The sequence below is a fragment of the Coleofasciculus sp. D1-CHI-01 genome, assembly GCF_040218875.1.
In the GTDB taxonomy this organism is placed as follows: domain Bacteria; phylum Cyanobacteriota; class Cyanobacteriia; order Cyanobacteriales; family Coleofasciculaceae; genus Coleofasciculus.
Genome location: NZ_JAVJQP010000190.1, coordinates 1 through 22,281 on the forward strand (window position 1 = coordinate 1; position 22,281 = coordinate 22,281).

Here is a 22,281-nt window from a genome sequence, read left to right on the forward strand (position 1 = left end):
AATCTTTATCGAACTTGTGGTTTTTTGTCAATTAGTCAAGGGCAGGCGTGGTTAGGAAAACATTGGCAAAAAATGTTGCTAATTTAACGATTGATAGATTCAAGGCAACTAATTTCAATAAAAAAGAAAACTCAAAAAAAAAGACAACTTTTATCTACTTTACTTTATTACAGCGCTTTGCGCTGTAACTGTTGGGTAAAACTTCGCAATGTTCGCTCGACACATTTCCCGACCAAAGGACGCGATCGCACAGGTCGGACAGCTTGGCATTAAAATCCGTAATGTGACCAATCCGTTCTGCTTCCCCCTGTACCCAACATTGCTGGTCATTCCCAGTCATCTCAAACGCTTGCGCCTTCCGCTGAGCAGGAGAACTCCAAAACGTCTCTGATCCTCGCAGCAATCCCCGCACAATTGTATGACTAATCGGTTCTCTTGCTGCTGTGGCTACAGCTCGAAACAAACCCTTTTCCGGAAGTTTAGTTAACGCTTGATGCTTCAAATTGGGCGACGAGTTCACCCGGTTGGGTGAATCGACAGGATGAAGTGCTATTTCTGCTCCAACTTGTAGTATAAATGTAGTAAATTTCCTATCGAGTTGCTCAAATTGCAGCAACTGACCTATTTGCTTAATTCTATGACAATTCTAACCATGCGCCCCCATAGGGGTGAAGCCGACTTAGACGCGATCGCACGCTTCCTGAAAACCTGTGAAGCCGTTGATTTGCCTAACGAGTACCCCTCAGTATCTGATATATTAATGCAATTTGATGCACCCTCAGTGGATCAGCAACGGGATATTCGCTTGTGGGAAGATGCGGCGGATCAATTAATCGCATTGGCGGGGTTAATGATTCCCCCAGTTGGGGAAACGGTTGATGGTTTTCTCTGGTTTCGTGTCCATCCCACGCAACGGGTTGATTCTCTATACAGGAACATTATCGCTTGGGCAGAAGCACAAATGCAGGAAGTTTGTCAAGAACGTCATCTGGCGGTAAAACTGCTGGCTGGTGCTGGCGCTGAACAAGCTAAACGCATGACTCTTCTGGAAAACTGTGGTTTCCGGATTGAGCGCTACTTTCTCACAATGGTGCGTTCACTGTCTGAACCGATTCCAGAACCCCAGTTACCCGATGGTTTTACCTTGCGCCCGATTCAAGGAGAACAGGATGCTCAAACGTGGGTGGAATTGTTCAACGATACATTTATTGATCACTGGAATTATCACCCAGAAACCGTTGCAGCCTTTAACCATAAGCTGAAAAATCCCGAATTTCGACCCGACTTGTCTGGGGTTGCGATCGCGCCTGATGGGACTTTGGCGGGGTTTTGCGATTGCTATATCCCTAAAGACGGAAATCAGGGCTGGATTAATCCGGTTGGTACTCGGCGCGGTTACCGCAAGCAGGGTGTAGCACGAAGCATGTTACAAGCAGTGATGCAAAAGTTAAAAGTAGAAGGTATGGAAACCGCTATGCTGTATGTCGATGCAGAAAACCCTTCTGGGGCGCGGCGGTTATACGAATCGGTGGGTTTCCAGACAACACACACACAAATCGCTTATATCAAGGATGTTTAAGGATGAGTATTATTACCCGGCGTCCCTACCGTGGGGAAACGGACTTAGACGCGATCGCGAATTTGATTAATACCTGTGAATCCGTTGATCAGCTTGAGGAAGGTACATCTGTCACGGAACTCAAGCAATCTTTTGATGACCCCTTTATCGATAAAGAACGAGATCTCTTTCTTTGGCAAGATGCCGATGATCAGCTTATCGGCTTTAGTCGGCTGTGGATTGTTCCGACTGATACAGTGATTGATGGATTTTTGGGGTTTCGGGTTCATCCGACAGCACGAAGCGGTGATTTGCAGGAACAGATTATCGCTTGGGCGGAGGAACGCTTGCGCCAGGTGAGTCAAGAACGCGGTTTATCAGTAAACGTGCGTTGTGGTTCTCGCGCTGATCAAACTGACCGGATTACTATTTTAGAACGTTGTGGTTTTAAGCGCGATCGCTATTTCTTCACCATGGCGCTGGGCGTTGATGCGAAAAACTTGTCGGGGGCGCTGCGGCTTTATGAATCTGTTGGCTTTAGTACTGTAAAGACTCATATTAGCTTGGTTAAAGAGTCGTCAGCAGTCGGCTGAAAGTTAAGGGTAAGGATTGTCTGTTGATTGGGACAGACTCTTCGCTTCGCTAGTCAGGCGTAGTACGTGTGTAGGGGCGGGTTTTACTATTATCGTTTCTAGCTTTACCCATAAGTAACTAAACCCGCCCCGATCAATGTGTTCCAGATGTTCCACTCACTGCCCGACCAATATGTTCCAGAGGTTCCACCGGAACGTCTCTACAGGCTTCCTCCGCCCCCCTGCACCTCCACAAATGGAACTCCCCGAAAAAAAATTTTGCCCAGTCTGTTGACAAGTCTGTAGCATTTATGTAGTATAAATATATGACAGAGAGATGAGAGGCAAAACTCTCAACCTCAAATGTCCAGTTTTAACCTTGAAAATTGAATAAAACGTCGGGAATTTTCACGAAGGTCAATCAGGATTTTTGTAATCGGAATCGGTTCATTATGTTATTCCTGTATACCCCTCTGGTTCGTCATGTTCTCACGCCTATCGAGTGGGATACTAAGCCGAATCAGCGAAATTCAACCCCATCTATAACGGAGAAAGAACGTTTAGAGTCAAATGATAACAGTCTAAATCAAATGACTGCTCAAATCCGTTATAGCCAAACGGTCTATTCTTTAGAGCGGCGCTTTTTACTCTAAGAACTATCAGTGTTTGTGAACCCAACTCAATGCTGGTCGTTTTAGAAAAATGAGGATGTTCTCTCCAGAGATAGATTGATTAACACCAATCGAATCAAGTTTTAGGAGGTGCCAGCATGGTTCACATTCGCTTTGAAGGTCGTTCCTATGATATTCCAGAAAATCAGCTTGGTATTCAAGTTGGGATGAAGGATTCGGTTGTCAAGGAACGCATTGCTCAGTATTTTGAGGTCGGACGCGATCGCTTAACCGCTTATGTTGTGGATCGGCGTCCCAGCGGCGACCTAATTATCCGTCCTGAAGCCGTTTACGGTTAAAGCATTTGCATCAGAAATAAGTGGAATTCGCGCCCTGACTAGAAAAGCATACAAACGGATAGAGCATTCGATTGAAAATCGAACTGTCAAAGGTTCAAATCCTTTCTCCCCCGCTGTTTGGGGGAGTAGCTCAGAAACACAAACCGCTTTTTAAACTTGTGCGAATTCCCACTCAATACATAGCGATATTTACGGGTGCGATCGCGCCCCAACTGAAGAAGCTTACAAACTGGTAACATCTGACTTCAACTCAGATTGTAGGTTCGATTCCTGCCCTCTCCGCCTCTTGGAGAGGTGTAAAAAAACAAGCTGCTTTGACTTGCGCGATCGCACCAATCCACTCAGATTTTGGATCAGTACAGATAACGGTAAATTTACCGAATTCCCTTCAATCCAAAATCTAAAATTCAAAATTCAATATCCCGCGCCCTTACTTGTGAAGCTTACATACTGTTCCGCCTACGAAGCGGGAGGTTGTAGGTTCGAGTCCTACTAGCTGCACTCAATGCAGCTATAGCTCAAATGGATAGAGCGCCAAGTCATAAGGCTTTGCTAACTTGCGCGGGATACCTCTTATTTCCAACTGTTGAAATTCACTTCGCGCCCCAACCGAAAAAGCTTACATACTAGCTCACTGGTAGAGCAATCGACTTGAAATCGATGTGTCGCGGGTTCGATTCCCGTGTATGAACCAACAGCTTTTTTGACTTGCGCGTTAGCTTGAACATTACGGGGGAAACGTCGATGTCAGTTAAAACGTTTTAAATTTTGGCACAGGTTAAATCATTAACCCTCATTTGAGGATGTCACCTTTGGTTCGGATGTAGGGGTGACCCGCTTGCACTCACTAAAAACTCTGGAAACAGGGCGGGTTTACAAAAGTTACCAGTTTTTGCTTGTATGTTATCGGTAAAACCCGCCCCTACAGATGATCGGGTCGCCCTTTACTCAACCCAATTTTTACTCACAAAAAATGGCAGTTGTCGCCGCGCCCTAACAAAGAAAGCATACATCCTTACCCTGCCACGGTAAACCCAACAGCTTTCTGAACTTGTGCGGCACTATTTTTAGTCAAAGCGTGCGACATTTGCCTCCATTCTTTTCATTAAAGGAGGTTGTCATGAATACCGCAGAACGCGACTTGCGTTTGGAAATGCTCAACAGTCTGTTAACCACCCCTCACCGAGAATTAAATAAGGTTGCAGACTTGCACAAAATGATGGTGGAACTTGACCCCATTTTCTATGGACATCTTGGTATATGGTATCAGAAAGAAGGGGATGTTCGTGACCACAAAGAAGTGTTTGTCGGGAATCTGTTGACCAGTCAGTTAACGGAACACCGAGAAGCCGGATTCATGTTGCTACAAACTTTTCCACCTTACCAAGTGGCGCGAATTGTAGACTTCATGAAGCAGCATCAACAGAAGGTTCCTCGTTGCGCCCGAACCGCAGTACGGCGCTATTTGCAAAAGCGGGAAAAACAGCCCCAATTCTTTGACCGTGCGGCGTTGCGGGGACGCAAGTCCATGAAGCACCTCTACGCTACCTTGCACATTAAGCCGAGTGAGCGGGCGAATGCCATCTTGTTTAAGGATGCGCCTCCGGAGGATAGTCTGGCGTTTGCGCTGAAGCAGTTAGCAAAAGCAGCAACTCCCACGGAACAAGCGCGGCAGATTGTGGCGCATAAGATTCCTTACACGATTGCCATTGGTGCAGTCAAGCAAATTACACCCACGGTATTAGTCGCCCTGATTAATTCCATGACACCCCAAGAGGTAATTAATAACCTTAAGTCTCTCAAGGTGCGGGGAGCCATGGAACACCCCCAGGTGAAGGCGTTGATTGATGAAAAGCTGACTGCGGCTCAATCGGATAGCCGTGTATCCGCCCTCAAGGGACGAGTTGCGGCTGAAGCGGCGGGGTTAGATCTCGCCACTACCGCTCAGTTAGAGCGCGTCATGGATGAGCAGGTGAAGAAGCGCGGCAAAATCGCCAAACCCACGGCGCTGTTGGTGGATAAGTCTGGCTCTATGCATCAAGCCTTGGATGTGGGTAAGCGTCTGGCGGCTTTGATTTCCGGGATTACGGAAGCGGAGTTGTTTGTCTATGCCTTTGACACAATGCCCTACCCCGTCCAAGCCAACCTGAGTCGCGATACCCGATTGGGCGATATCTTGGCGAATAATCTGCCGCAGGAGCATCTCTACAGCCACTGGGAGCGTGCGTTTGAACACATCCGGGCTGGGGGTGGAACCAGTATCGGCTGTAGCGTTGAGGCGATGCGTCGGCGTAAGCAGTTGGTGGAGCAAATTATCTTGGTAACGGATCAAGGGGAAAACACTGCGCCCTATTTTGGTAACGCTTTTGATGCCTATTGTCAGGAGTTGAATGTGCAACCAAATGTGATCATCGTCAAGGTGGGTAGTTACTACGACTGGATTGAACAAAAGTTGCGGGAACGGCAAGTACAAGTGGATACGTTTACCTTTGCAGGTGACTACTACTCACTGCCAAACCTGATTCCACTTTTGTCTCGCCCTTCGCGGCTGGAGTTGTTGATGGAAATTCTGGAGACTCCTTTGCCTGTAAGAGATGATTAATAGTAGGGTGGGCAATGCCCACCTTACTGGCATGACATAGCTACAATAGTGCGGTATATTTGATCGGGTTTCTGGGCGCAAGCCTTGCGCCCCTACAAGGAATCATGGATCAAATAGGAAAGGGTTTGTGAAGCCGGAATTAACAATCGACATCCTTATAGATGAAGCCGCCAAATTCTCGGAAATTGAAAGTATCTACGATGAACCATCGCTGTATGGCGTTACAGATGGAAAAGCAGTTGGCACTTACCTCGAACACAAATTTATGGCATATTTAAGCCAAACCTACAGTTATGATGTACTCAAGCATCTTAATATTCAGGCGCTTGCTCGTGAGCTGAATCGAGAGGATGAGTATATTTTTTATGCTAAGCAAAGAATCAAGAATCAATGACCAATAACCTGATTGGGTGAGGTCAAGTCTTAACCGCCTATGATAGCTTGATGCAAACTCGTATTACGATATAATACAAGTCAAGGAAGCTGACCTTTGGACTGTTTAATCTAACTGTAATTTATTGGCGGCAAAGTAAACAATCGGCGGTGTAATCATCATTACCTATGACTATAACAACGGCTCAACCTCAAACCCGATCCGTGGTACTCACGGCTTATGACTTGTGGAAATCTTATGGTTCAAATCATGTTGTTCAAGGTGTCAATTTTACCCTGAATTCTGGAGAAATTTTGGGTCTTCTCGGTCCCAATGGTGCTGGGAAAACTACTACAGTAGGAATGCTTTATGGTGCAGTGATTCCCAGTCGGGGTTTTGTTCAACTTGGACAGCATCAAATCCAATCTCAAGGACGTTTGGCGCGTTCTTCGATGGGAATTGTAACTCAAGACGATAATCTTGACCCCGATTTTAGTGTCTTCGATAACTTGATTTTCTTTGCCCATCATTATCGGATTGTTGGCAAAACTGCCCGAAAACGGGCAGGGGAGTTACTGGCACAAGTAGGGTTGCAAGACTATGCTAAATATCGGGTTGATCAACTGTCTGGCGGGATGAAGCGGCGTCTGGTGTTGGCACGGGCGTTGATTAATCAGCCGCAAGTGGTGTTTCTGGATGAACCAACAACTGGGCTTGATCCCCATGCGCGGCAAGATTTTTGGAAGTTAGTCAGTCAGCTTAAGCAAAAAGGCTGTGGAGTGCTGTTGACAACCCACTATATGGATGAAGCGCAACGATTGTGCGATCGCCTTATTTTACTCCAACAGGGTAAAATGATTGACCAAGGTACTCCTGAGGAATTAATTGAGCGTACTGTTGGCACAGAGGTGGTAGAAATTGAGGGCATTTCCGCAGAAATTCTCCAACAACTCGCCCATCAGTATCAAACATGGTATCGCTCTTTTGGCAATGGTTACCTAATTGGCTTACCAGCCGACAATCCCCACCCTGTTTGGGACTATTTGAGTGATACGCATCCTGTTAGCTTAACCCGTCGCCATACCAATTTAGACGATGTATTTTTGCGCCTGACAGGTACGTCACTTGAATAATTTGTCATTTGTCCTTCGTCATTTGTCATTTGTCAAAGAATTATCGCATTGAGCCTGGGCGGGTTTATTAGCATCTGGGTGGCAACAAACGATTAGAGTTAAACCCGCTCCTACAGTTATCCGTTAGCTAATCTGCTATCACAAAGGATTCATTCAAAATCTAATTTATCAAATAGCAAATTAAAATGAAAGGCATTTCTGTTACCCTTTGGGGAGTCTACTCAGTTTGGCATCGTCATGCTAGGGTTTATCAGAGAACCTGGTTAGTAAATAGCTTGCCTCCGCTTTCTGAACCAATCATTTATCTTGTCGCTTTTGGCTATGGGCTTAGCCCCTTAGTCGGTGATGTCACCTACCACGGTGAAACGGTTGCCTACTTAAAATTTATTGCCCCCGGTATGATTGCCATTGGCGTACTCTTCCAATCCTTTTTCGAGGGCGCTTTTGGCAGTTTTATTCGCCTCAAGTTCCAAAAAACCTGGCAAGCTTTACTCACAGCACCGTTAAGCTTCACGGAAGTGTTTTTGGGGGACTGGCTATGGGCAACGACTAAAGGAACCATCGCGGGCAGCTTAACGGGGTTAGTGGCTGTGGCGTGGGGACTCTACTCAGGCTGGCATTTACTGATATCATTGCCCCTGATTATTTTGGGCAGTATGCTATTTGGCGTTATGGGACTGTTTACAGCGGGAATCATGCGAACGATTGACCAAATTAACGTGCCACTTTTCTTATTCATCGTCCCCATGTTTACCTTCTGTGGGACGTATTTTCCCCGCGAAACGTTACCGCCTATACTGGGGACTATTGCCAATCTATTGCCCCTTGCTGCTCTGGTTGACCTCTTGCGCTGGCCCCTCGGATTACCCAATTTCTGGTTTTTGCAGTTAATCGGCTTACTCTTGGGAATTGGTCTTTTTTCTGGGTTGGCTTGGCGACAGATTTATCCCCAGTTGTTTCGGTAACACCTCCGGACACTTCCCTAGTTCGGATTTATTTGTTTGGCGGCGGGGAGGGGAGCCGTAACCGATTAAATGCCTGAAAAGCATGATAGGTATACACTGTAGGGATTGGATCAGAGCAAATACAGCCGCATTCCCCTTTACCGATCCTGATTTAAAACTCAACAACCTTATCATCCGGACTGCAAGCAAGTTAGGATGGATAACAAAGATGTGCAACAGGAGCGTGCTGGCATAGCCTGTGTTAGAGTGAGCGTAATTCCTTTGCAGTCGTTTTCCTCCAGCTTGTGAAAGGATTATGGTAATTACAAAACGTAGCCTCGTAGTCGGGGCGACCGCAGTAGTCTTAACAACGGTTGCAGTTACAGGGGCTGGTCTGCATTTATCTCAAAGTCAGGCTTTCTTCCAGGAAAGCCCCAAAGAGCTAGTCGATGAAGTCTGGCAAATTATCGATCGCCAATATGTAGATGCTACCTTCAACCAGGTGGATTGGCGAGGCATTCGGAATGAGTATTTAAACCGTGAGTATTCTGACAAGGAAGAAGCTTACGAAGCCATTCGGGAAATGCTCGAGACACTGGACGATCCCTATACCCGATTCATGGACCCCGAAGAGTTCAAAAACATGCAAATTGATACCTCTGGGGAATTAACGGGTGTGGGGATTCAAATCGCCCAGGACGAGGACACGAAAAAGTTGGTGGTGATTTCGCCAATTGAGGATACACCAGCATTTAAAGCAGGTATTCTCGCCAAGGATCTAATCGTCAAGATTGACGGTCAGAGTACCGAAGGCATGGAGGTGAATGACGCCGTGCAACTGATTCGCGGGAAACCGGGTACTGATGTGATCCTTACCATTCAACGCGACGAGGAGGAAATCGACTATACAATCACACGGGCGCGGATTGAAATTCATCCAGTACGCTACAGTTATCGGAGTACACCCACGGGTGAGATTGGTTATATTCGCTTGAATCAGTTTAGCGCGATCGCGGCACAGGAAATGCGAGAGGCGATTAAGGAGTTAGAGACGCAGGATGTTAATGGCTATATCTTAGATTTGCGCTCTAATCCGGGCGGATTACTCTACTCTAGTATTGAGATTGCCCGTATGTGGCTCGATAAAGGCAAGATTGTGTCTACGGTGAATCGTCAGGGTAGTTCAAATGAAGAGGTCGCCAGGAATAGAGCCTTGACCGATAAACCGTTAGTTGTCCTAGTCGATGGCGGTTCAGCTAGTGCGAGTGAAATTCTGTCGGGTGCCTTGCAGGATAACGAACGAGCCACGTTAGTCGGAACTCAGACCTTTGGCAAGGGCCTGGTACAATCGGTACGTGGACTCGGAGATGGTTCGGGTTTGGCGGTAACTATTGCCAAGTATTTGACGCCCAGTGGTCGTGATATTAATAAGGAAGGGATTCCACCGGATATTGTCATCGAACTGACTGAGGAACAACGCAAGGAATTACAGAAGGATCGGACTAAAATTGGTACGCCAGACGATCCCCAATATGTAAAAGCCCTAGACGTTCTCAACCAGGCAATTGCCGAAGACCCCAATGATCGGGCATCAGTTAAAACTCCATAGGTAGTAGGGGATGTAGACGATGCATGTTCCAGACGCGCCATGATACATCTGGCGAAAAAGAAAGTCATGTCAATCTGATCATCCTCTACCCATGGACGACTAACCTCTCAGTGTAATCAGTGCAATCAAAATCTGTCACCCCCACCTTAATCTCTCTCTAATCCGTGAAATTAGTGGTTTAGGCAGGTTTACATTTTCCTGCCCTAATCAGTCCAATTCGACGTGCGATCGCCTCTTGTTGAGAGGCAAAAGGTCCCCAGCATTCTAAGTCTTCCCCACCTTCTACTTGAGGGCTGGGAATAATTTTACATTGTCCATTTTTTTGCTTGACAATATACCAGTTTTGTGAATCAGACATAGAGACAATGACCCTCATGGACTTTGAGCCGAATCAAGCTGAAACATAACTGGTGTTCCCCCTGATCCACCGCCCATAATCCAAAATTACGCAAGTTCCTAACCATATTAACTTACTTGGGTGTATAATAGCGACATAAGCGACTTATGCGACAAAATAACCACAAAGATTCATCAGCAAATAAGGCAGAGGCAGGTAATGAGTTGGAAGACAACAGGCAGTTACTCACCACAGCGGAAGTGGCTCAACGACTACGAGTTCATCAAAGAACAGTTCAGCGTTGGATTTCATCCGGGCGGCTTCCAGCTACTAAGGTAGGACCGAGGATATGGCGAATTAGTCCAGAAGACTTAAAAAAATTTCTAGGAAATAAGCCAAGTGATAGTCAAGAGAGTAACGAACTATAGAGAATAGTGAAATGGCAACAGGCATTCCCCGTAAAAATCGCAAAAAAGAGAGGAACAAAAAGCTAGCAAAAGACAGCAATAACAATTCTATAAGCCTGGAGTATGAAGGCAAATCACCGATGGCAGATATTCTGGCTACAACCCCAGCTAAACTAAACTGTGTAGTTGAGATTCCGGGTCAGCCAATAAATCGACTCATTTATGGAGATAATTTGCGAGTTCTATACACTCTACTCAATGATCAAAGTCTTGCTGGCAAGGTTTGCCTTATATACATAGATCCACCCTACGCCACAGGTTCACATTTTGCCTCTCGAAAACAGGATCATGCTTACAAGGATTTGCTAGAAGGGGCAGAATATCTAGAATTTCTCCGATGTCGTCTAATCTTAATGCGCGAGCTTTTAGCCGAACATGGCTCTATCTACGTGCATTTAGATGAAAATATGGCTTTCCATGTAAAAGTCCTCATGGATGAGATTTTTGGCAGGAAAAGCTTTCGTAATTTGATTACTCGAAAAAAATGCAATCCAAAAAATTACACGAAAAAACAATACGGTAACATTTCTGACTATATTCTTTTCTACACAAAAACAAATAACTATGTTTGGAACCAACCTTTTGAAACTTGGACAGAGGAAACTTCAAGAAAGGAATATACTTATATCGAAAAAGAAACCGGAAGACGTTATAAGAAAGTCCCCATTCATGCACCTGGGGTTAGGAATGGAGAGACAGGCAAATCCTGGCGGGGTATGATGCCACCACCTGGAAAGCATTGGCAGTACACTCCCAAGACTTTGGAGCAGATGGATGCACGGGGGGAAATCTACTGGTCACCCAATGGAAATCCGCGCCGAAAAGTTTATCTAGATGAAAGCAAAGGTATACCAATACAAGATATATGGTTTGACTTCAAAGATGCTCATAACCAAAATATCAAGATTACAGGTTATCCAACAGAAAAGAACCCAGATCTTCTCAAGCGTATTATTATGGCATCGTCAAACCCAGGAGACTTGATTCTAGATGCTTTCGCAGGCAGTGGTACAACACCAGCAGTTGCCGAGGATCTCAATAGAGAATGGATTGCTATAGACAATGCTCCTCTGGCGATGGAGACAATTGTTTGGAGATTGGCAAAAGGTACAGAAGTAATGGGTGACTTTTTGAATGGGAAAGGTAATAAACATTCAAATCAAATACCTCTGCTGGATCTGAACAGAGTCTTACATAGTGGACTAAAGATTTATATTGAGGAAGCACCGGATCTAGAAATGATCCCAACTGTAAGCTTTGGAAAGTGGTATAGTCTACTTAACTCTCTAACCATGGCTTAAATCTTGTGTCAAGCATCTTGAGAGTACAAACCATGACATCTCCCTCTCCATAATTTTCTAGGTTGGCATAATCATCCCACATTGAGCCAAGTGTTAATCCGGGTCCATCATTCAAAAAAAGAATTTTAAGTGGTACATTATTGGTTGAGGCATATTGGCGAATTTCCGTTACTTTGTCACGATTGCCGCTTGTACGGTCATCCTCCTGAGCGCCGCCCCGATCAGAATCATAACGAGCAAATCCGACAACTAAAGGTGTTTGATCTAAAGATATAAGAAAATCGGCAGGAATTGGATGTGGAAAATTATGTAACACTTTGTCTAGTCTTACGTCCTGTCCAGCTCTTTGAGGTCCTTTTATTTCATAATCGTCTCCAAACGTTTCGTTGAACCATAAAAAAAAATGCTTCTGTTAGTTCATAGCCTTTTTGTCCTCGACCTTTATATTCAAAAAGGATAGCCATGAGAGCTTCATCAGGATCAGGACGACTGGCTAACTTTTGACGAACTTCCTCCAATGAACGGAAGCGTATTCCATAGTCTGTAATAATTTTGGTGATTTGGGTCTTCCTTTTCAACATCTCAACTGAAGTGTCTGGGGATACATACTTACGAAATATCCGAAGAAGTTGAATTCGTGATGGATTCGGTTCTTCTGATATTTTTAAGAGCAGGTCGTTAGAATTTTGGGCTCTTTTAACTAAGTTAATAAATTGTTTAAGAACAGTTCCATAAATTGTTTTGGCTTCATCTAAGTAGTCTGGATAGAACTCCGAATCTACGAAAGTAATCCAATTGGATGCACTCTCCTTATAGCTACTAAACGGATTCACCTGTACTTCTCCTATTGAGAGTCAATGTCACAGACTGAAAAGTTTGTAGTCGGCGCGAAGCGTGCTTATGGCGCTAAAGCGCAACTACAAACTTAGTTTCAGTGTTTACCCGTTGCTATTGCCATTTCCTGTGGTTGCCAAGACATTATCAGCCAGTTTACCGGGAACTTCTTGGAGATGGTCATACTCCCAGTTAAAGAAGCCAATCCCTAAGGTGAGCGATCGCAACTCTATGATAAAGTCATGCATTTCGGACTGAGGCAAATACCCAGAAATACAGTCCCATCCGTTCCAACCCGACACCGGTTCATAGTTGAGAATTTGTCCCCGACGCCCGGAGATCAGTTGCAGTGCTTTCGAGGTAAACTCCGTTGGCGCAGACACCTGAATTGCCATAATCGGTTCCAATAGTACCGGATTACACTTGGGCATCCCTTCCGTCATTGCTACTCGTGCGGCTTGTTTAAACGCCTGTTCGGAACTATCCACAGAATGATACGACCCATTAGTTAACGTAACCGCCACATCGACAACCGGGAATCCCAAAGGACCTTGAGACAAATATTCCCGCACCCCCGTCTCAACGCCTGGAATATATTGTTTCGGGACAGCACCACCGACAATCGTTTCCGAGAAGCTAAAGCCTTCACCGCGTTCCCTGGGCTTAATATCTAGGTAAACATCCCCAAATTGCCCATGACCACCACTTTGGTGCTTATAGCGCCCGTGGGAGGATGTAGATTTACGAATCGTTTCTTTATAAGGAATCCGGGGAAGGTGAGTATCCATCGGCAAATTATATTTGCGCCGCAGTCGGTCTAACGCCACTTTTAGGTGTATTTCACCTTGTCCCCAGAGGATAATTTCATGAGTGTCCTCATGTTGCTCCCAGGATAATGATGGATCTTCTTCTAAAAGCTTCGTCAGCGCCCCACTGAGTTTAACTTCATCCTTGCGCTTTTCGGCAGTAATCGCTAAGCCATAGACGGGTTTCATGGCTGGGGCTTTCGGTAATTCTTTTGCCCCCTTCTCGTCTGTACTCAAAGTGTCACCCGTTTGAATCCCCTCTAATCGTCCGATCGCGACTATATCACCTGCCTTGGCTTCTGGGGTAGACTGCTGTTGCTGACCAAAGATATGGTACAGTCCTCCAGCCCGAATTCCATTCAGAACCGCACCATCGGTGAGTTGACCCGTCCAAACTCGCGCCAAAGAAAGTTTACCTCCTTGGGGAGTGTAATAGGTTTTCAGCACCTGTGCCACGGTTGCGCTACCTTTCCCCGTCAATCCCCGACGTTCAGCCGTGGCTTGTGGGGCTGGGGCTTCCCGTAATAGGGCATCAATTAGGTGGCGTACCCCATAATCTTGTTCCGCCACCCCGATAAATACCGGCACAATTAAATCTGCACCCAATTCCATTTTTAGGTCTTTGACAATTTCCTCTTGGGGCGGTTCAATTTCCTCTAGGAGTTCTTCGAGTAAGTGGTCATCAAAATCTGCTAAAGCTTCCAGCATTTCTTCCCGTGCGGCATGTTCGGCATCTTTGAGGGACTCAGGTAGGGGTACAGGGTCAGCCGGAGCGCCCGAATGGTAATGAAACGCTTGTTCGGTGACTAAATCAATAAACCCGATTAGCTGTTCTGCTTTGCCAATCGGGTACTGATGGGGAATGATGGGGCGAGAGGATATGCCTTTCAAGGCGTCTAAAATCTGGCGATAGGATTGACCGCAGGCTCCCCCGTCACAGGAAAGTTGATCGATTTTGTTGACAAAGACGAGGTGAGGGATTTTCCAGTCATCCAGAAACTTGAATAAGGGGGCGAGCATCAGCACGCGATCGCTCGTGGGTTCGCAGACCACAACAGCCGCATCAACACCCATGAGCGCATTATAGGTTTCTTGGGCAAACTCAATCGAACCCGGACAGTCAATCCAGTTGAAGCGAATGCCCTGATATTCGGTATCGGCGACATTGATCTCCACTGTCATCGTGCGATCGCGAGCTTCGGCTATGGCGTCGCCTACGGTGTTTCCATCTTTGATGTTCCCTTTGCGAGATGTCGCCCCGGTAACGAACAACAAACTTTCTAACAGGCTGGTTTTACCACTCAAATAGGGACCAACAATTGCCACATTACGGATGGCTGTTACAGCGTTTTGGTTCATGGTTTTACCCCAGACTAATGTTAATCAAGTAATCGATTAAGGGAGTGAGGTCTTGTCTGCTCTCTAAATTAAGCGATTGGCTCACCTCTTAATCTGCCCATCTGTGGCATTTATCGCATTTGCATTTATGGATATGGAGCAGATGAGCAACTCTCTGTTTATCAAATTAGCGCGTTCTGTCCTCAATTTGATAATCTCAGCCCAGTTGGGTCAGGAAAATTACTGTTAAGTTAAGTAAGGTTGCTCCTGATTAATGACTTCTAATTTTTATGTATATTCTCTGGTTTAACAGTTAAAGTTGTATAAAAATGGTATAATTTTAGCGCCACATAAACTTAATATTTTTTTAACAATGATAGCTGGCTGAGTAGGCAAGCCAGGGAAGATATATGAGATCTGGTTCAGTTGAATGATGAAACACCCACGTACCCGTAAAAAACCGTCTGCCTTGTACTATCAATTAAGCTTACTATTGCTGAGTATTAGCGTCGGTGCAGTTGCTGCTAATCATTCTCTGGCGTCGGATAGGGTGGGAAACGTTCCCATGAACCCAGACGCGCCATGGCAGGTTTCTACATGCACTCCTGTACCCCTACACCCCTGCACCCCTGTACTGCTATTCCAGACAGAACCAACTGACTATCTTGCCCAATCTATCCCTCCTCTGAAGCCAACCCAACCCGCCGCACTCGAACAGCTAAACCAGGGATTGAGGTTAATTCAGCAAGGGAATGTCGCCCAAGCGATCGCGGCATTTCGTCAAGCGGCACAACTCAACCCTCAGCTTGCCCCAGCGCACTATAATCTAGGATTAGCCTTGCGTCAAGCGGGACAGTTACAAGCTGCCGCTGATGCGTTTTACCAAGCGGCTCAGATCGATCCCAAGTTTGCTCTAGCTTACGCGAATTTAGGGGCAGCGTTGTTGGAAGGGAATAATTTGCCCCAAGCACGGGAGGCGTTGAGACAGGCGATCGACCTTGATCCGGAATTGGGGGTTGCCCATTATAATTATGGGTTGGTGCTGTCTGAATTGGGAGAGTATGACGTTGCGATCGCGGCGTTCCAGAACGCGATGCAGTTGAGCAGCAATGCGCCAGAACCTGCTTATCATTTGGGACTGGTTTATCTGCGACAGGGGCAGCTTGAGCAGGCGAAAGCAGCATTTGAGCAAGCCATCAAAATTAGTCCCCAATATCCTGAAGCTTACTATAATCTAGGGTCAATTTTATTTGAACAGGGAGATTTAGACGGAGCGCTAGAAGCCTTTCGCCAATCTGCTGAAAACAACTCGAATTATGCCAATGCTTATTATGGGGCAGGTTTAGTCTTTCTGCGCCAAAATCGATTACGTGATGCCCAGCAAGTTCTACAATATGCTAGAGACCTTTATCAGGCTCAAGGTAATGCTCAGTGGGCAGCCTCTGCCGAACAACTGTTGGAGCAAACTCGCTATCCTAATCGTTAGCCAATACCAAGTAGCAAAAAACGGGAGCATCCCGTTTTGGAAACACCATTCCCAAAAGCAACGATATATATCGTGGAAAGGTGAGGCTGTGGGAGAGTTTTTGGCTGGGGGAAACTTCAGGCTAAATCACAACCCATTGCCAATTAAAATAAACGGTGCCCAATAATAAGGATGACTAAGATGATTCATGACTTCAGGTTTTAGCCCATTCCGCACCCGCACGGCTACCCTAGCACCTCGTTGTTCTCCCAAAGCCGTATAATCACCCGTAATCAGAGCAATTTGGGCTTGTCGCAGGGCTTCAGCTTTCGTGATAGCCTCACCTTGCCATGCCGCATAAAAGGCATTCATCAACGCTTGAGTGCCGCCATCATCCACCGTCCATAATGAAGCAAGAGAAGCCCTAGCACCAGCCCTCTGCATTTGATAACCGAGACCGAGAATTTCTGCACCTGTACCCAGATTACCACCGAGCCCAGTTTCACAGGCAGAAAGCACGACTAAATCTACATTGTTCAGGTTCCAGTTGCGGACATCAGCAATGGTAACAGGAGTCCCATCACCAAACAGAATAAAAGAATCTTCGGGTGTCCCTACCACAATTGCTCCATGGGTGGCAAAATGCAAGACGTTATAGTCACCCATTTTCGGTTTCGTGTCTTCAAGATTGAAGGCGTTATCAAAGAGTTGAGTGGTATTGGGAACCGTTTCGGCTAAGGTTTCCACTTCCACTCCAGCATAGGGCAAACCGCCAAATTCAAACTGTTCTTGACCCATAGTAAAGCTGTAGTGTCCTTGAGTAAATGCCCCCGCCAGAATCTTGAGTTGGGATTGGGGTTTTGTGTTGAGTTCAGTCAGAGAAGCCGCCGTAATATTATTGATGCGGTAGCGTTGGACTAACCATTGTTCACCATCGTGCAAAGCCGCAAGCGGAATATAGCGGAGTTGTCCGTCGGGGGCGTAGATCAGGGTTTTTGCATCTGCTGCGGCAAGGTCATTTTCTAAGGGTTTAATCAGCCAGTTGTAGAGCTTTTGGGCTGGAGCTTTAGCATTATAGGTAGGGTTTCGTAAGGCTTGATGTAACGTTAAAATTTCCTGATTAAGTTGTTCTTTAGTAACGGTGACAGTACGACGGATAGGGGGAGATTCAGGAGTGGTAAGGATAAGTTCGATGCGATCCTCTAGAATTAGGGGATAGAGAAGGACGGCATTTTGGTGCAGATTTTTGAGGTTATCTTGTAAGCCGATAAAGTCTTCTAAGTCGTCTACTAAATCAGGTTTACGTGTCTTGGGAGTGAGTTGAGCAATGAGGGCTTCTACTTCGTCACTTTCGATAAAGGTGTTGAAATCGGCAAGAATTGTTTCTTGAATTTCCACGAGTTGAGCGATACGCTGTTCCTCTGCGGGAGTACGATTACTTTTCTGTCGCAATTGGGTCAGTTCTTTCCCCAGCGTAATGGCTTGATCAAGAATGGCTTGGTAGTTGTCTGTAACTTGTTGTTCTGGGGGTAAATTGGGTACACCTTTAGCTGTATTTCCTGTACCGCGCACGTTGTTAAAATAATCGTCGAGTTCTTGGACTTTGAGTAAATCGAGAACTCGTTGGGCTTCGAGGATACGGTTTTGTTGTAATAATAAGTCAGCTAAATGGCGATAATCTTCAGCAATGGTTTGGGTATAGGAGTCTTGTTGGTCTTGGGGCAGTCCCTGAAGATCTCGCCGAATTTCTTCTCGGAATTGAACCGATTGCTTATAAAAAATAATCGCTAATTCCAGTTGATTTTGTGCTTCTAATGCAGCACCCATGTTGTAAAGCGTTACTCCTTTACCAGCGCGATCGCCAACCTCTTCCCGAATCGCCAAGGCTTGCTGGTAATACTCTAGAGCGGTTTGATGCTGTCCCAGATTATAGTAAGCTTCTCCAATATTATTGAGCGCCCATCCTTCGCCAGCCCGATTATCTACCTCACGCACAATGGCTAGGGCTTGCTGATAGGCATCCAAAGCTGCTTGCGGTTGTCCCACACGGTCATAAACTTGACCAATGTTAATTAGAATTACCCCTTCCGCAGGACGAGAGTTTATGCCACGAGCAACCGCTAACGCTTGCTGAAAAGACGCCAAGGCAGCTTGATGCTGTCCCATTTTTTCATAAACTGAACCAATATTAATTAGAGTCGTGCCCCGCCCATTCAAACTGCGGACAATTGTTAAGGCTTGTTGATAAGATTCTAGGGCGGCTTGATACTGTCCTAATTCCTCGTAAACTGCGCCAACGTTATTTAAGATTATTCCTTCTTGGTTATCAGGAGTAAAGTTTGGCAATCGCTGCTTCTGTTTGCGGATAATTGCTAAGGCTTGTTCGTAGGATTCGAGGGCAGCTTGGTATTGCCCTAAGTTTTTGTAAACGGTGCCAATTTTGTTAAGAAGCAAAGAATTTTCACGGTTTCGTGGATTGGCAAGAAGTTCCTGGTATGATTCTAATGCAGCTTGGTATTGTGAGTTATTATAAACTGAAACAATTTTACTGCGAACTTCTTCTTCCGTTAATAATTTTAATTTTTCATTCTTGAGGACAAGTTCCAAGGCTTGCTCATAAGACTTTAATGCCGCTTGGTTTTGCCCTATGGATTTATAAGCATCCCCGATCTTAATTAAGAGTTCTTCTGTTTCCGGTGTCCATAAAATCACTCCACCTGCCCGATTAAACGTTGTGACTTTACCAGACTCCGAGCGAATATCGATGATATCACCAGCACCCCCTCCAAACAGCATGAGGAGAGTTGCCTGTTCTCCAGGATGGTTATCTATTTCCTGAATAAATACTAGGGCTTGTTGATAAGACTCTAGTGCTGCTTGATTTTGTCCTAATTTCTCATAAACTGAACCGATTAGATGGAGGATTATTCCCTGCCAAGGGAGGTTGCTTTGTTGGCGGACGATTGCCAAGGCTTGCTGGTAAGACTCCAAAGCCGCTTGATTATTTGCAGTATTTCCAGCCGCAACAAGGGTGGCACTTTCTCCTTCAAGCCTGTGTACTTGGACAAGGGTTTCTTCGTTCTCATTTTTATCAATTTCAGTCAGTAGAACTGCCTTCCCAATCGTTATCTCCTCAGGAGGGTTGCCCATATTCCGTTTGAATGTCAAGGCTTGTTCCCGATAGTCCTGGGCAAGTTGAGGTTGTCCTAGCTTTTCGTAAACTGTCCCAATACTATTCAGAATTACCTCTTCATCAGGCTTTTCGTAAGCGATACCAGCCCGACGGAACCCTATTTCTTTACTGCGATATTGTATTCTACGTTCCTGTGCAATTTTTAAAGCTTGCTGGTAGGATTCTAGTGCCGCTTGGTACTGTTCTAAGGTTTCGTAAGCTTTGCCAATCTGAGTGAGCAGGATAGGTATTTGGTCAGAATTGCCCCAGTAACCTTGGGCAATTTCTAAAGCTTGCTGATAGGACTCTAGTGCCGCTTGGTGCTGTCCTAACTTTTCGTAAACTTTCCCCATCTGCTTAAAGATTATTTGTCCCTGCCTGTGATAATCCCCCTCTGTCTCTTCCCGGACAATTGCCAAGGCTTCTTCATAAGGCTTTAATGCCGCTTGGTACTGTCCTAGAGATTGGTAAATATCCCCCATATTAGTTAGGGTTTCTTCTTCTTCGTTTTGTGAATAGAACTCTGGACTATCTCGCATACCAGCCGTAACTTTTAATCCTTCAGTAATCGAAATAGGAGTAGTAATCGGCTCTCCTTCTCCTACCGGAATCACTCCATTGCTAATTGCCTCCTCCAGTTTAATGCCTTCTGAGACATTAATATTAACTCGATCAGCTACCCGAATCGTATAGGGAATGGGTTCTTGTTGAGCCTGTTTATACACCTCCCGCCTGATTACTACGCTTTGCTGATATGCTTCTAAGGCAGGTTGGATTTGTTCCAATCCTTGGTAAGTTTTCCCTATCTGGTTGAGAATTACCCATTCCCAAGAACGGTTTCCTTGTTGGCGCACAATTGTCAAAGCTTGCTGGTAAGACTCCAAAGCCGCTTGGTATCGTTGGCGATTGGCGTGAGCATCTCCCTGTTCATAGTGGATTACGGCTTCTCCTTCCAGCCTCGTCACCAATGTAAATTTATCGTTTACTTTTCTATAAGTAACCAGGGTAGCTCCTTGCCAAAGACTTGGCTCTTCCTTAATACCCAGCTCCCGTCTGATTGCCAACGCTTGTTCGCGATACTCCTGAGCGGTTTGAAGGTATCCCAGCGCATTGTAGCTTCGGGCAATATTCCGCAGGATGATGTCCGTTAAAGGACGATTTCCCACCTCCTGCACAACGGTTAAAGCCTGCTGGTAAAATTCCAGTTCCGTTTCCGAATTTTCCTCCCGATCCCCAAGCTTTTTAAGGATTTCTGCTTCTAAAGGACGATAACCAATCTCCCGTGCAATCGCTAGAGCTTGCTCATAGAAGTCCAACGAAATCTGTCGATATTCTCGGATAGGGTCAAATAGGGGGTCAAATTGGCTTTCTCCGAAGCGGTCAAATTGACCCTTAAAGCGCTGAGCTCTGCCAATATTAAACAAAACCGTAGCTTCCCCAGCCCGATTTCCGACCTCACGCATAATGACTAAGGCTTGCTCATAGAACTTCAAAACATCTTCGGCATCTGTTGTGTTTAGGGAGGCGTAAGCCATACCCAACCCATTGAGACTCCAGCCTTCACCAAGCCGTGCAGCGTAGCTGTCACCCTGAGGCGAATCACCTAGTTCACGCATAATAACTAAGGCTTGTTCGTAAGCCTGGAGAGCATCTTGATAGAGCTTTAAGTCTTTGTCTGCATTCTGCAAAGAATTTTGATACCGTTTCCAGTGGATGTAAGTATTCCCTAGTCCAATCAGGCTTCTTCCTTCCCCCAACCGATCCTTCTCCTGGCGCTGAATAACTAAGGCTTGCTCGTAGAACTGGATGGCGTTTTCGTACTGTCCTTGAATTTCGTAAACTGAGGCGATGTTATGGAGAGTTGCAGCTTCTTGGGTATGATTACCCAACTCTCGCAGGATTGCCAAGGCTTGTTCATGATGCTTGAGGGCAGTTTGCAATTGTCCCAAATTGCGGTAACTTTCTCCCAGATGATTCAGAGCTAACCCTTCCCCAAGGCGATGCTTCTGTTGACGAAAAATGGCTAAGGCTTGCTGCAAAACCTCCTGTGCTTGAGTATATTGACTCAATCCGTTGTAAACTTCTCCAAGCTGGTTAAGGGTTTTGGCTTCCTGAAGGGAATTACCCTGTTCTCGATGAATGGTGAGGGCTTGCTGATAGGTTTGTAAGGCTTGTTTTAACTGACCTTGGCGAAATTGCTCAGTGCCGGTTTGGAATAAGCGATCGGCTTGAGTTTCATCGGGGATCGTTTGTGCCTGGGCGACTACAGGTGAGAGACTAAGGGTTAGTGGTAAAGAGACACCGATTTCCCAAAGCAGTAGTGTGGCAAAGCTGAGGCGGGTGAGATGTATACGCATCGTTTCGTCTTCCATCGAGGGAAAGTATAAATGACTTTTAGCTTATCTATCTCTGATCGAGAGTAAGGATATGCAGTATCTCTTTAGCTAGGTATTAATACCGGATATTTGCCAGATGGGTGTTTTACCTAAGTGGTAAAACAATTATGGCTAGGTAGTATAGCATTTTCATTTGAGGTGTGGTACAAAGTTTGTCTCCAGCTACTTAAGAGAAACAGATACAGCAGATTTCAGGTTGATGAGGTACAGTCTCTAAGCAAGATCTCCGACTTCTTGAAGAAGTCGGAGATCTGTCTGTGTACCTCACTGACTTGAAAAGCGCTGTAGAAAGCCATTTATGGTTTTGTTTCGGAAAAAACTGTCACACTAATTATCCATAGTTTTGAAAAAAATTGGTTCAGCTTGAGTAGCTTGTACTGTTCTCACCCGTAACAAGCAGTCTA

17 protein-coding genes, 1 tRNA gene and 1 pseudogene are annotated in these 22,281 nt (G+C 45.6%); 12 read left to right on the top strand and 7 right to left on the bottom strand.

The features are described from left to right. Window positions 1–154: 154 nt before the first annotated feature. The gene (locus tag RIB93_RS31940; protein ID WP_446379240.1) at window positions 155–616 is read right to left on the bottom strand and encodes a hypothetical protein; all 462 of its coding nucleotides are present in this window, start codon (window positions 614–616) and stop codon (window positions 155–157) included. A 21-nt stretch (window positions 617–637) separates the two neighbouring features. On the opposite strand from RIB93_RS31940, the gene RIB93_RS31945 reads away from it, so the two are divergent. The 3 genes from RIB93_RS31945 to RIB93_RS31955 all read left to right on the top strand — a co-directional run bounded on the left by RIB93_RS31945 (window position 638) and on the right by RIB93_RS31955 (window position 3,100). Further along, window positions 638–1,579 carry a GNAT family N-acetyltransferase gene (locus RIB93_RS31945; RefSeq protein WP_446379242.1) on the top strand — a complete coding sequence of 314 codons (942 nt, stop codon included), beginning with the start codon at window positions 638–640 and terminating at the stop codon, window positions 1,577–1,579. A gap of 2 nt (window positions 1,580–1,581) precedes the next feature. Then, window positions 1,582–2,151: a hypothetical protein gene (locus RIB93_RS31950; protein WP_446379244.1), complete on the top strand. Its 570-nt coding sequence runs from the start codon at window positions 1,582–1,584 to the stop codon at window positions 2,149–2,151. A gap of 748 nt (window positions 2,152–2,899) precedes the next feature. After that, window positions 2,900–3,100 (top strand): hypothetical protein, encoded by a 201-nt coding sequence (locus RIB93_RS31955; protein ID WP_446379246.1) that lies wholly within the window; start codon window positions 2,900–2,902, stop codon window positions 3,098–3,100. Between the two features lie 222 nt (window positions 3,101–3,322). On the opposite strand, the gene RIB93_RS31960 is transcribed toward RIB93_RS31955, so the two are convergent. After that, window positions 3,323–3,511 (bottom strand): hypothetical protein, encoded by a 189-nt coding sequence (locus RIB93_RS31960; protein WP_446379248.1) that lies wholly within the window; start codon window positions 3,509–3,511, stop codon window positions 3,323–3,325. Between the two features lie 209 nt (window positions 3,512–3,720). Here RIB93_RS31960 and RIB93_RS31965 point away from each other — a divergent pair. The 6 genes and pseudogenes from RIB93_RS31965 to ctpC all read left to right on the top strand — a co-directional run bounded on the left by RIB93_RS31965 (window position 3,721) and on the right by ctpC (window position 9,761). Then, window positions 3,721–3,794: transfer RNA gene (locus RIB93_RS31965), tRNA-Ser, on the top strand. Window positions 3,795–4,220: 426 nt separating this feature from the next. Further along, on the top strand, window positions 4,221–5,702 hold the full coding sequence (locus RIB93_RS31970) for a vWA domain-containing protein (protein WP_446379250.1): 1,482 nt from the start codon (window positions 4,221–4,223) through the stop codon (window positions 5,700–5,702). A 127-nt stretch (window positions 5,703–5,829) separates the two neighbouring features. After that, window positions 5,830–5,997 (top strand): annotated as a pseudogene (locus RIB93_RS31975) (restriction endonuclease); the annotation flags it as partial. Between the two features lie 266 nt (window positions 5,998–6,263). Then, on the top strand, window positions 6,264–7,208 hold the full coding sequence (locus RIB93_RS31980) for an ABC transporter ATP-binding protein (protein WP_446379252.1): 945 nt from the start codon (window positions 6,264–6,266) through the stop codon (window positions 7,206–7,208). 185 nt (window positions 7,209–7,393) lie between these two features. After that, window positions 7,394–8,173: an ABC transporter permease gene (locus RIB93_RS31985; RefSeq protein ID WP_446379254.1), complete on the top strand. Its 780-nt coding sequence runs from the start codon at window positions 7,394–7,396 to the stop codon at window positions 8,171–8,173. 295 nt (window positions 8,174–8,468) lie between these two features. Continuing rightward, window positions 8,469–9,761 (top strand): carboxyl-terminal processing protease CtpC, encoded by a 1,293-nt coding sequence (gene ctpC, locus RIB93_RS31990; protein ID WP_446379256.1) that lies wholly within the window; start codon window positions 8,469–8,471, stop codon window positions 9,759–9,761. Between the two features lie 178 nt (window positions 9,762–9,939). On the opposite strand, the gene RIB93_RS31995 is transcribed toward ctpC, so the two are convergent. Beyond that, window positions 9,940–10,119, bottom strand: a complete 180-nt coding sequence (locus RIB93_RS31995) for a hypothetical protein (protein WP_446379258.1) — start codon at window positions 10,117–10,119, stop codon at window positions 9,940–9,942. Window positions 10,120–10,265: 146 nt separating this feature from the next. Between RIB93_RS31995 and RIB93_RS32000 the strand changes: the two genes are divergently transcribed. Together RIB93_RS32000 and RIB93_RS32005 are read left to right on the top strand one after the other, a co-directional pair. Further along, window positions 10,266–10,526 (top strand): helix-turn-helix domain-containing protein, encoded by a 261-nt coding sequence (locus RIB93_RS32000; RefSeq protein ID WP_446379260.1) that lies wholly within the window; start codon window positions 10,266–10,268, stop codon window positions 10,524–10,526. A gap of 11 nt (window positions 10,527–10,537) precedes the next feature. Then, the gene (locus RIB93_RS32005; RefSeq protein WP_446379262.1) at window positions 10,538–11,866 is read left to right on the top strand and encodes a site-specific DNA-methyltransferase; all 1,329 of its coding nucleotides are present in this window, start codon (window positions 10,538–10,540) and stop codon (window positions 11,864–11,866) included. Here RIB93_RS32005 and RIB93_RS32010 read toward each other — a convergent pair. The 3 genes from RIB93_RS32010 to RIB93_RS32020 form a co-directional block, all read right to left on the bottom strand. Beyond that, complete coding sequence (locus tag RIB93_RS32010) at window positions 11,844–12,182, bottom strand: hypothetical protein (RefSeq protein ID WP_446379264.1); 339 nt, start codon at window positions 12,180–12,182, stop codon at window positions 11,844–11,846. The genes RIB93_RS32005 and RIB93_RS32010 overlap by 23 nt on opposite strands. A 46-nt stretch (window positions 12,183–12,228) precedes the next feature. Then, a complete protein-coding gene (locus tag RIB93_RS32015; protein ID WP_446379266.1) occupies window positions 12,229–12,699 on the bottom strand; it encodes a hypothetical protein in 471 nt (156 codons plus the stop codon). Window positions 12,700–12,804: 105 nt separating this feature from the next. Then, on the bottom strand, window positions 12,805–14,865 hold the full coding sequence (locus tag RIB93_RS32020) for an elongation factor G (protein ID WP_446379268.1): 2,061 nt from the start codon (window positions 14,863–14,865) through the stop codon (window positions 12,805–12,807). Window positions 14,866–15,274: 409 nt separating this feature from the next. Between RIB93_RS32020 and RIB93_RS32025 the strand changes: the two genes are divergently transcribed. Further along, window positions 15,275–16,330, top strand: coding sequence for a tetratricopeptide repeat protein (locus RIB93_RS32025; protein WP_446379270.1), 1,056 nt, complete (start codon window positions 15,275–15,277; stop codon window positions 16,328–16,330). A 126-nt stretch (window positions 16,331–16,456) separates the two neighbouring features. On the opposite strand, the gene RIB93_RS32030 is transcribed toward RIB93_RS32025, so the two are convergent. Beyond that, the gene (locus RIB93_RS32030) at window positions 16,457–21,838 is read right to left on the bottom strand and encodes a tetratricopeptide repeat protein (RefSeq protein WP_446379272.1); all 5,382 of its coding nucleotides are present in this window, start codon (window positions 21,836–21,838) and stop codon (window positions 16,457–16,459) included. Window positions 21,839–22,281: the final 443 nt, after the last annotated feature.

Coding starts and splice junctions, on each gene's coding strand:
- RIB93_RS32025 (WP_446379270.1), top strand. CDS start 15,275: ATGATGAAACACCCACGTACCCGTAAAAAACCGTCTGCCTTGTACTAT.
- RIB93_RS31970 (WP_446379250.1), top strand. CDS start 4,221: ATGAATACCGCAGAACGCGACTTGCGTTTGGAAATGCTCAACAGTCTG.
- RIB93_RS31955 (WP_446379246.1), top strand. CDS start 2,900: ATGGTTCACATTCGCTTTGAAGGTCGTTCCTATGATATTCCAGAAAAT.
- RIB93_RS31995 (WP_446379258.1), bottom strand. CDS start 10,119: ATGTCTGATTCACAAAACTGGTATATTGTCAAGCAAAAAAATGGACAA.
- RIB93_RS32020 (WP_446379268.1), bottom strand. CDS start 14,865: ATGAACCAAAACGCTGTAACAGCCATCCGTAATGTGGCAATTGTTGGT.
- RIB93_RS32030 (WP_446379272.1), bottom strand. CDS start 21,838: ATGCGTATACATCTCACCCGCCTCAGCTTTGCCACACTACTGCTTTGG.
- RIB93_RS32000 (WP_446379260.1), top strand. CDS start 10,266: ATGCGACAAAATAACCACAAAGATTCATCAGCAAATAAGGCAGAGGCA.
- ctpC (WP_446379256.1), top strand. CDS start 8,469: ATGGTAATTACAAAACGTAGCCTCGTAGTCGGGGCGACCGCAGTAGTC.
- RIB93_RS32005 (WP_446379262.1), top strand. CDS start 10,538: ATGGCAACAGGCATTCCCCGTAAAAATCGCAAAAAAGAGAGGAACAAA.
- RIB93_RS31985 (WP_446379254.1), top strand. CDS start 7,394: ATGAAAGGCATTTCTGTTACCCTTTGGGGAGTCTACTCAGTTTGGCAT.
- RIB93_RS31945 (WP_446379242.1), top strand. CDS start 638: ATGACAATTCTAACCATGCGCCCCCATAGGGGTGAAGCCGACTTAGAC.
- RIB93_RS31980 (WP_446379252.1), top strand. CDS start 6,264: ATGACTATAACAACGGCTCAACCTCAAACCCGATCCGTGGTACTCACG.
- RIB93_RS31950 (WP_446379244.1), top strand. CDS start 1,582: ATGAGTATTATTACCCGGCGTCCCTACCGTGGGGAAACGGACTTAGAC.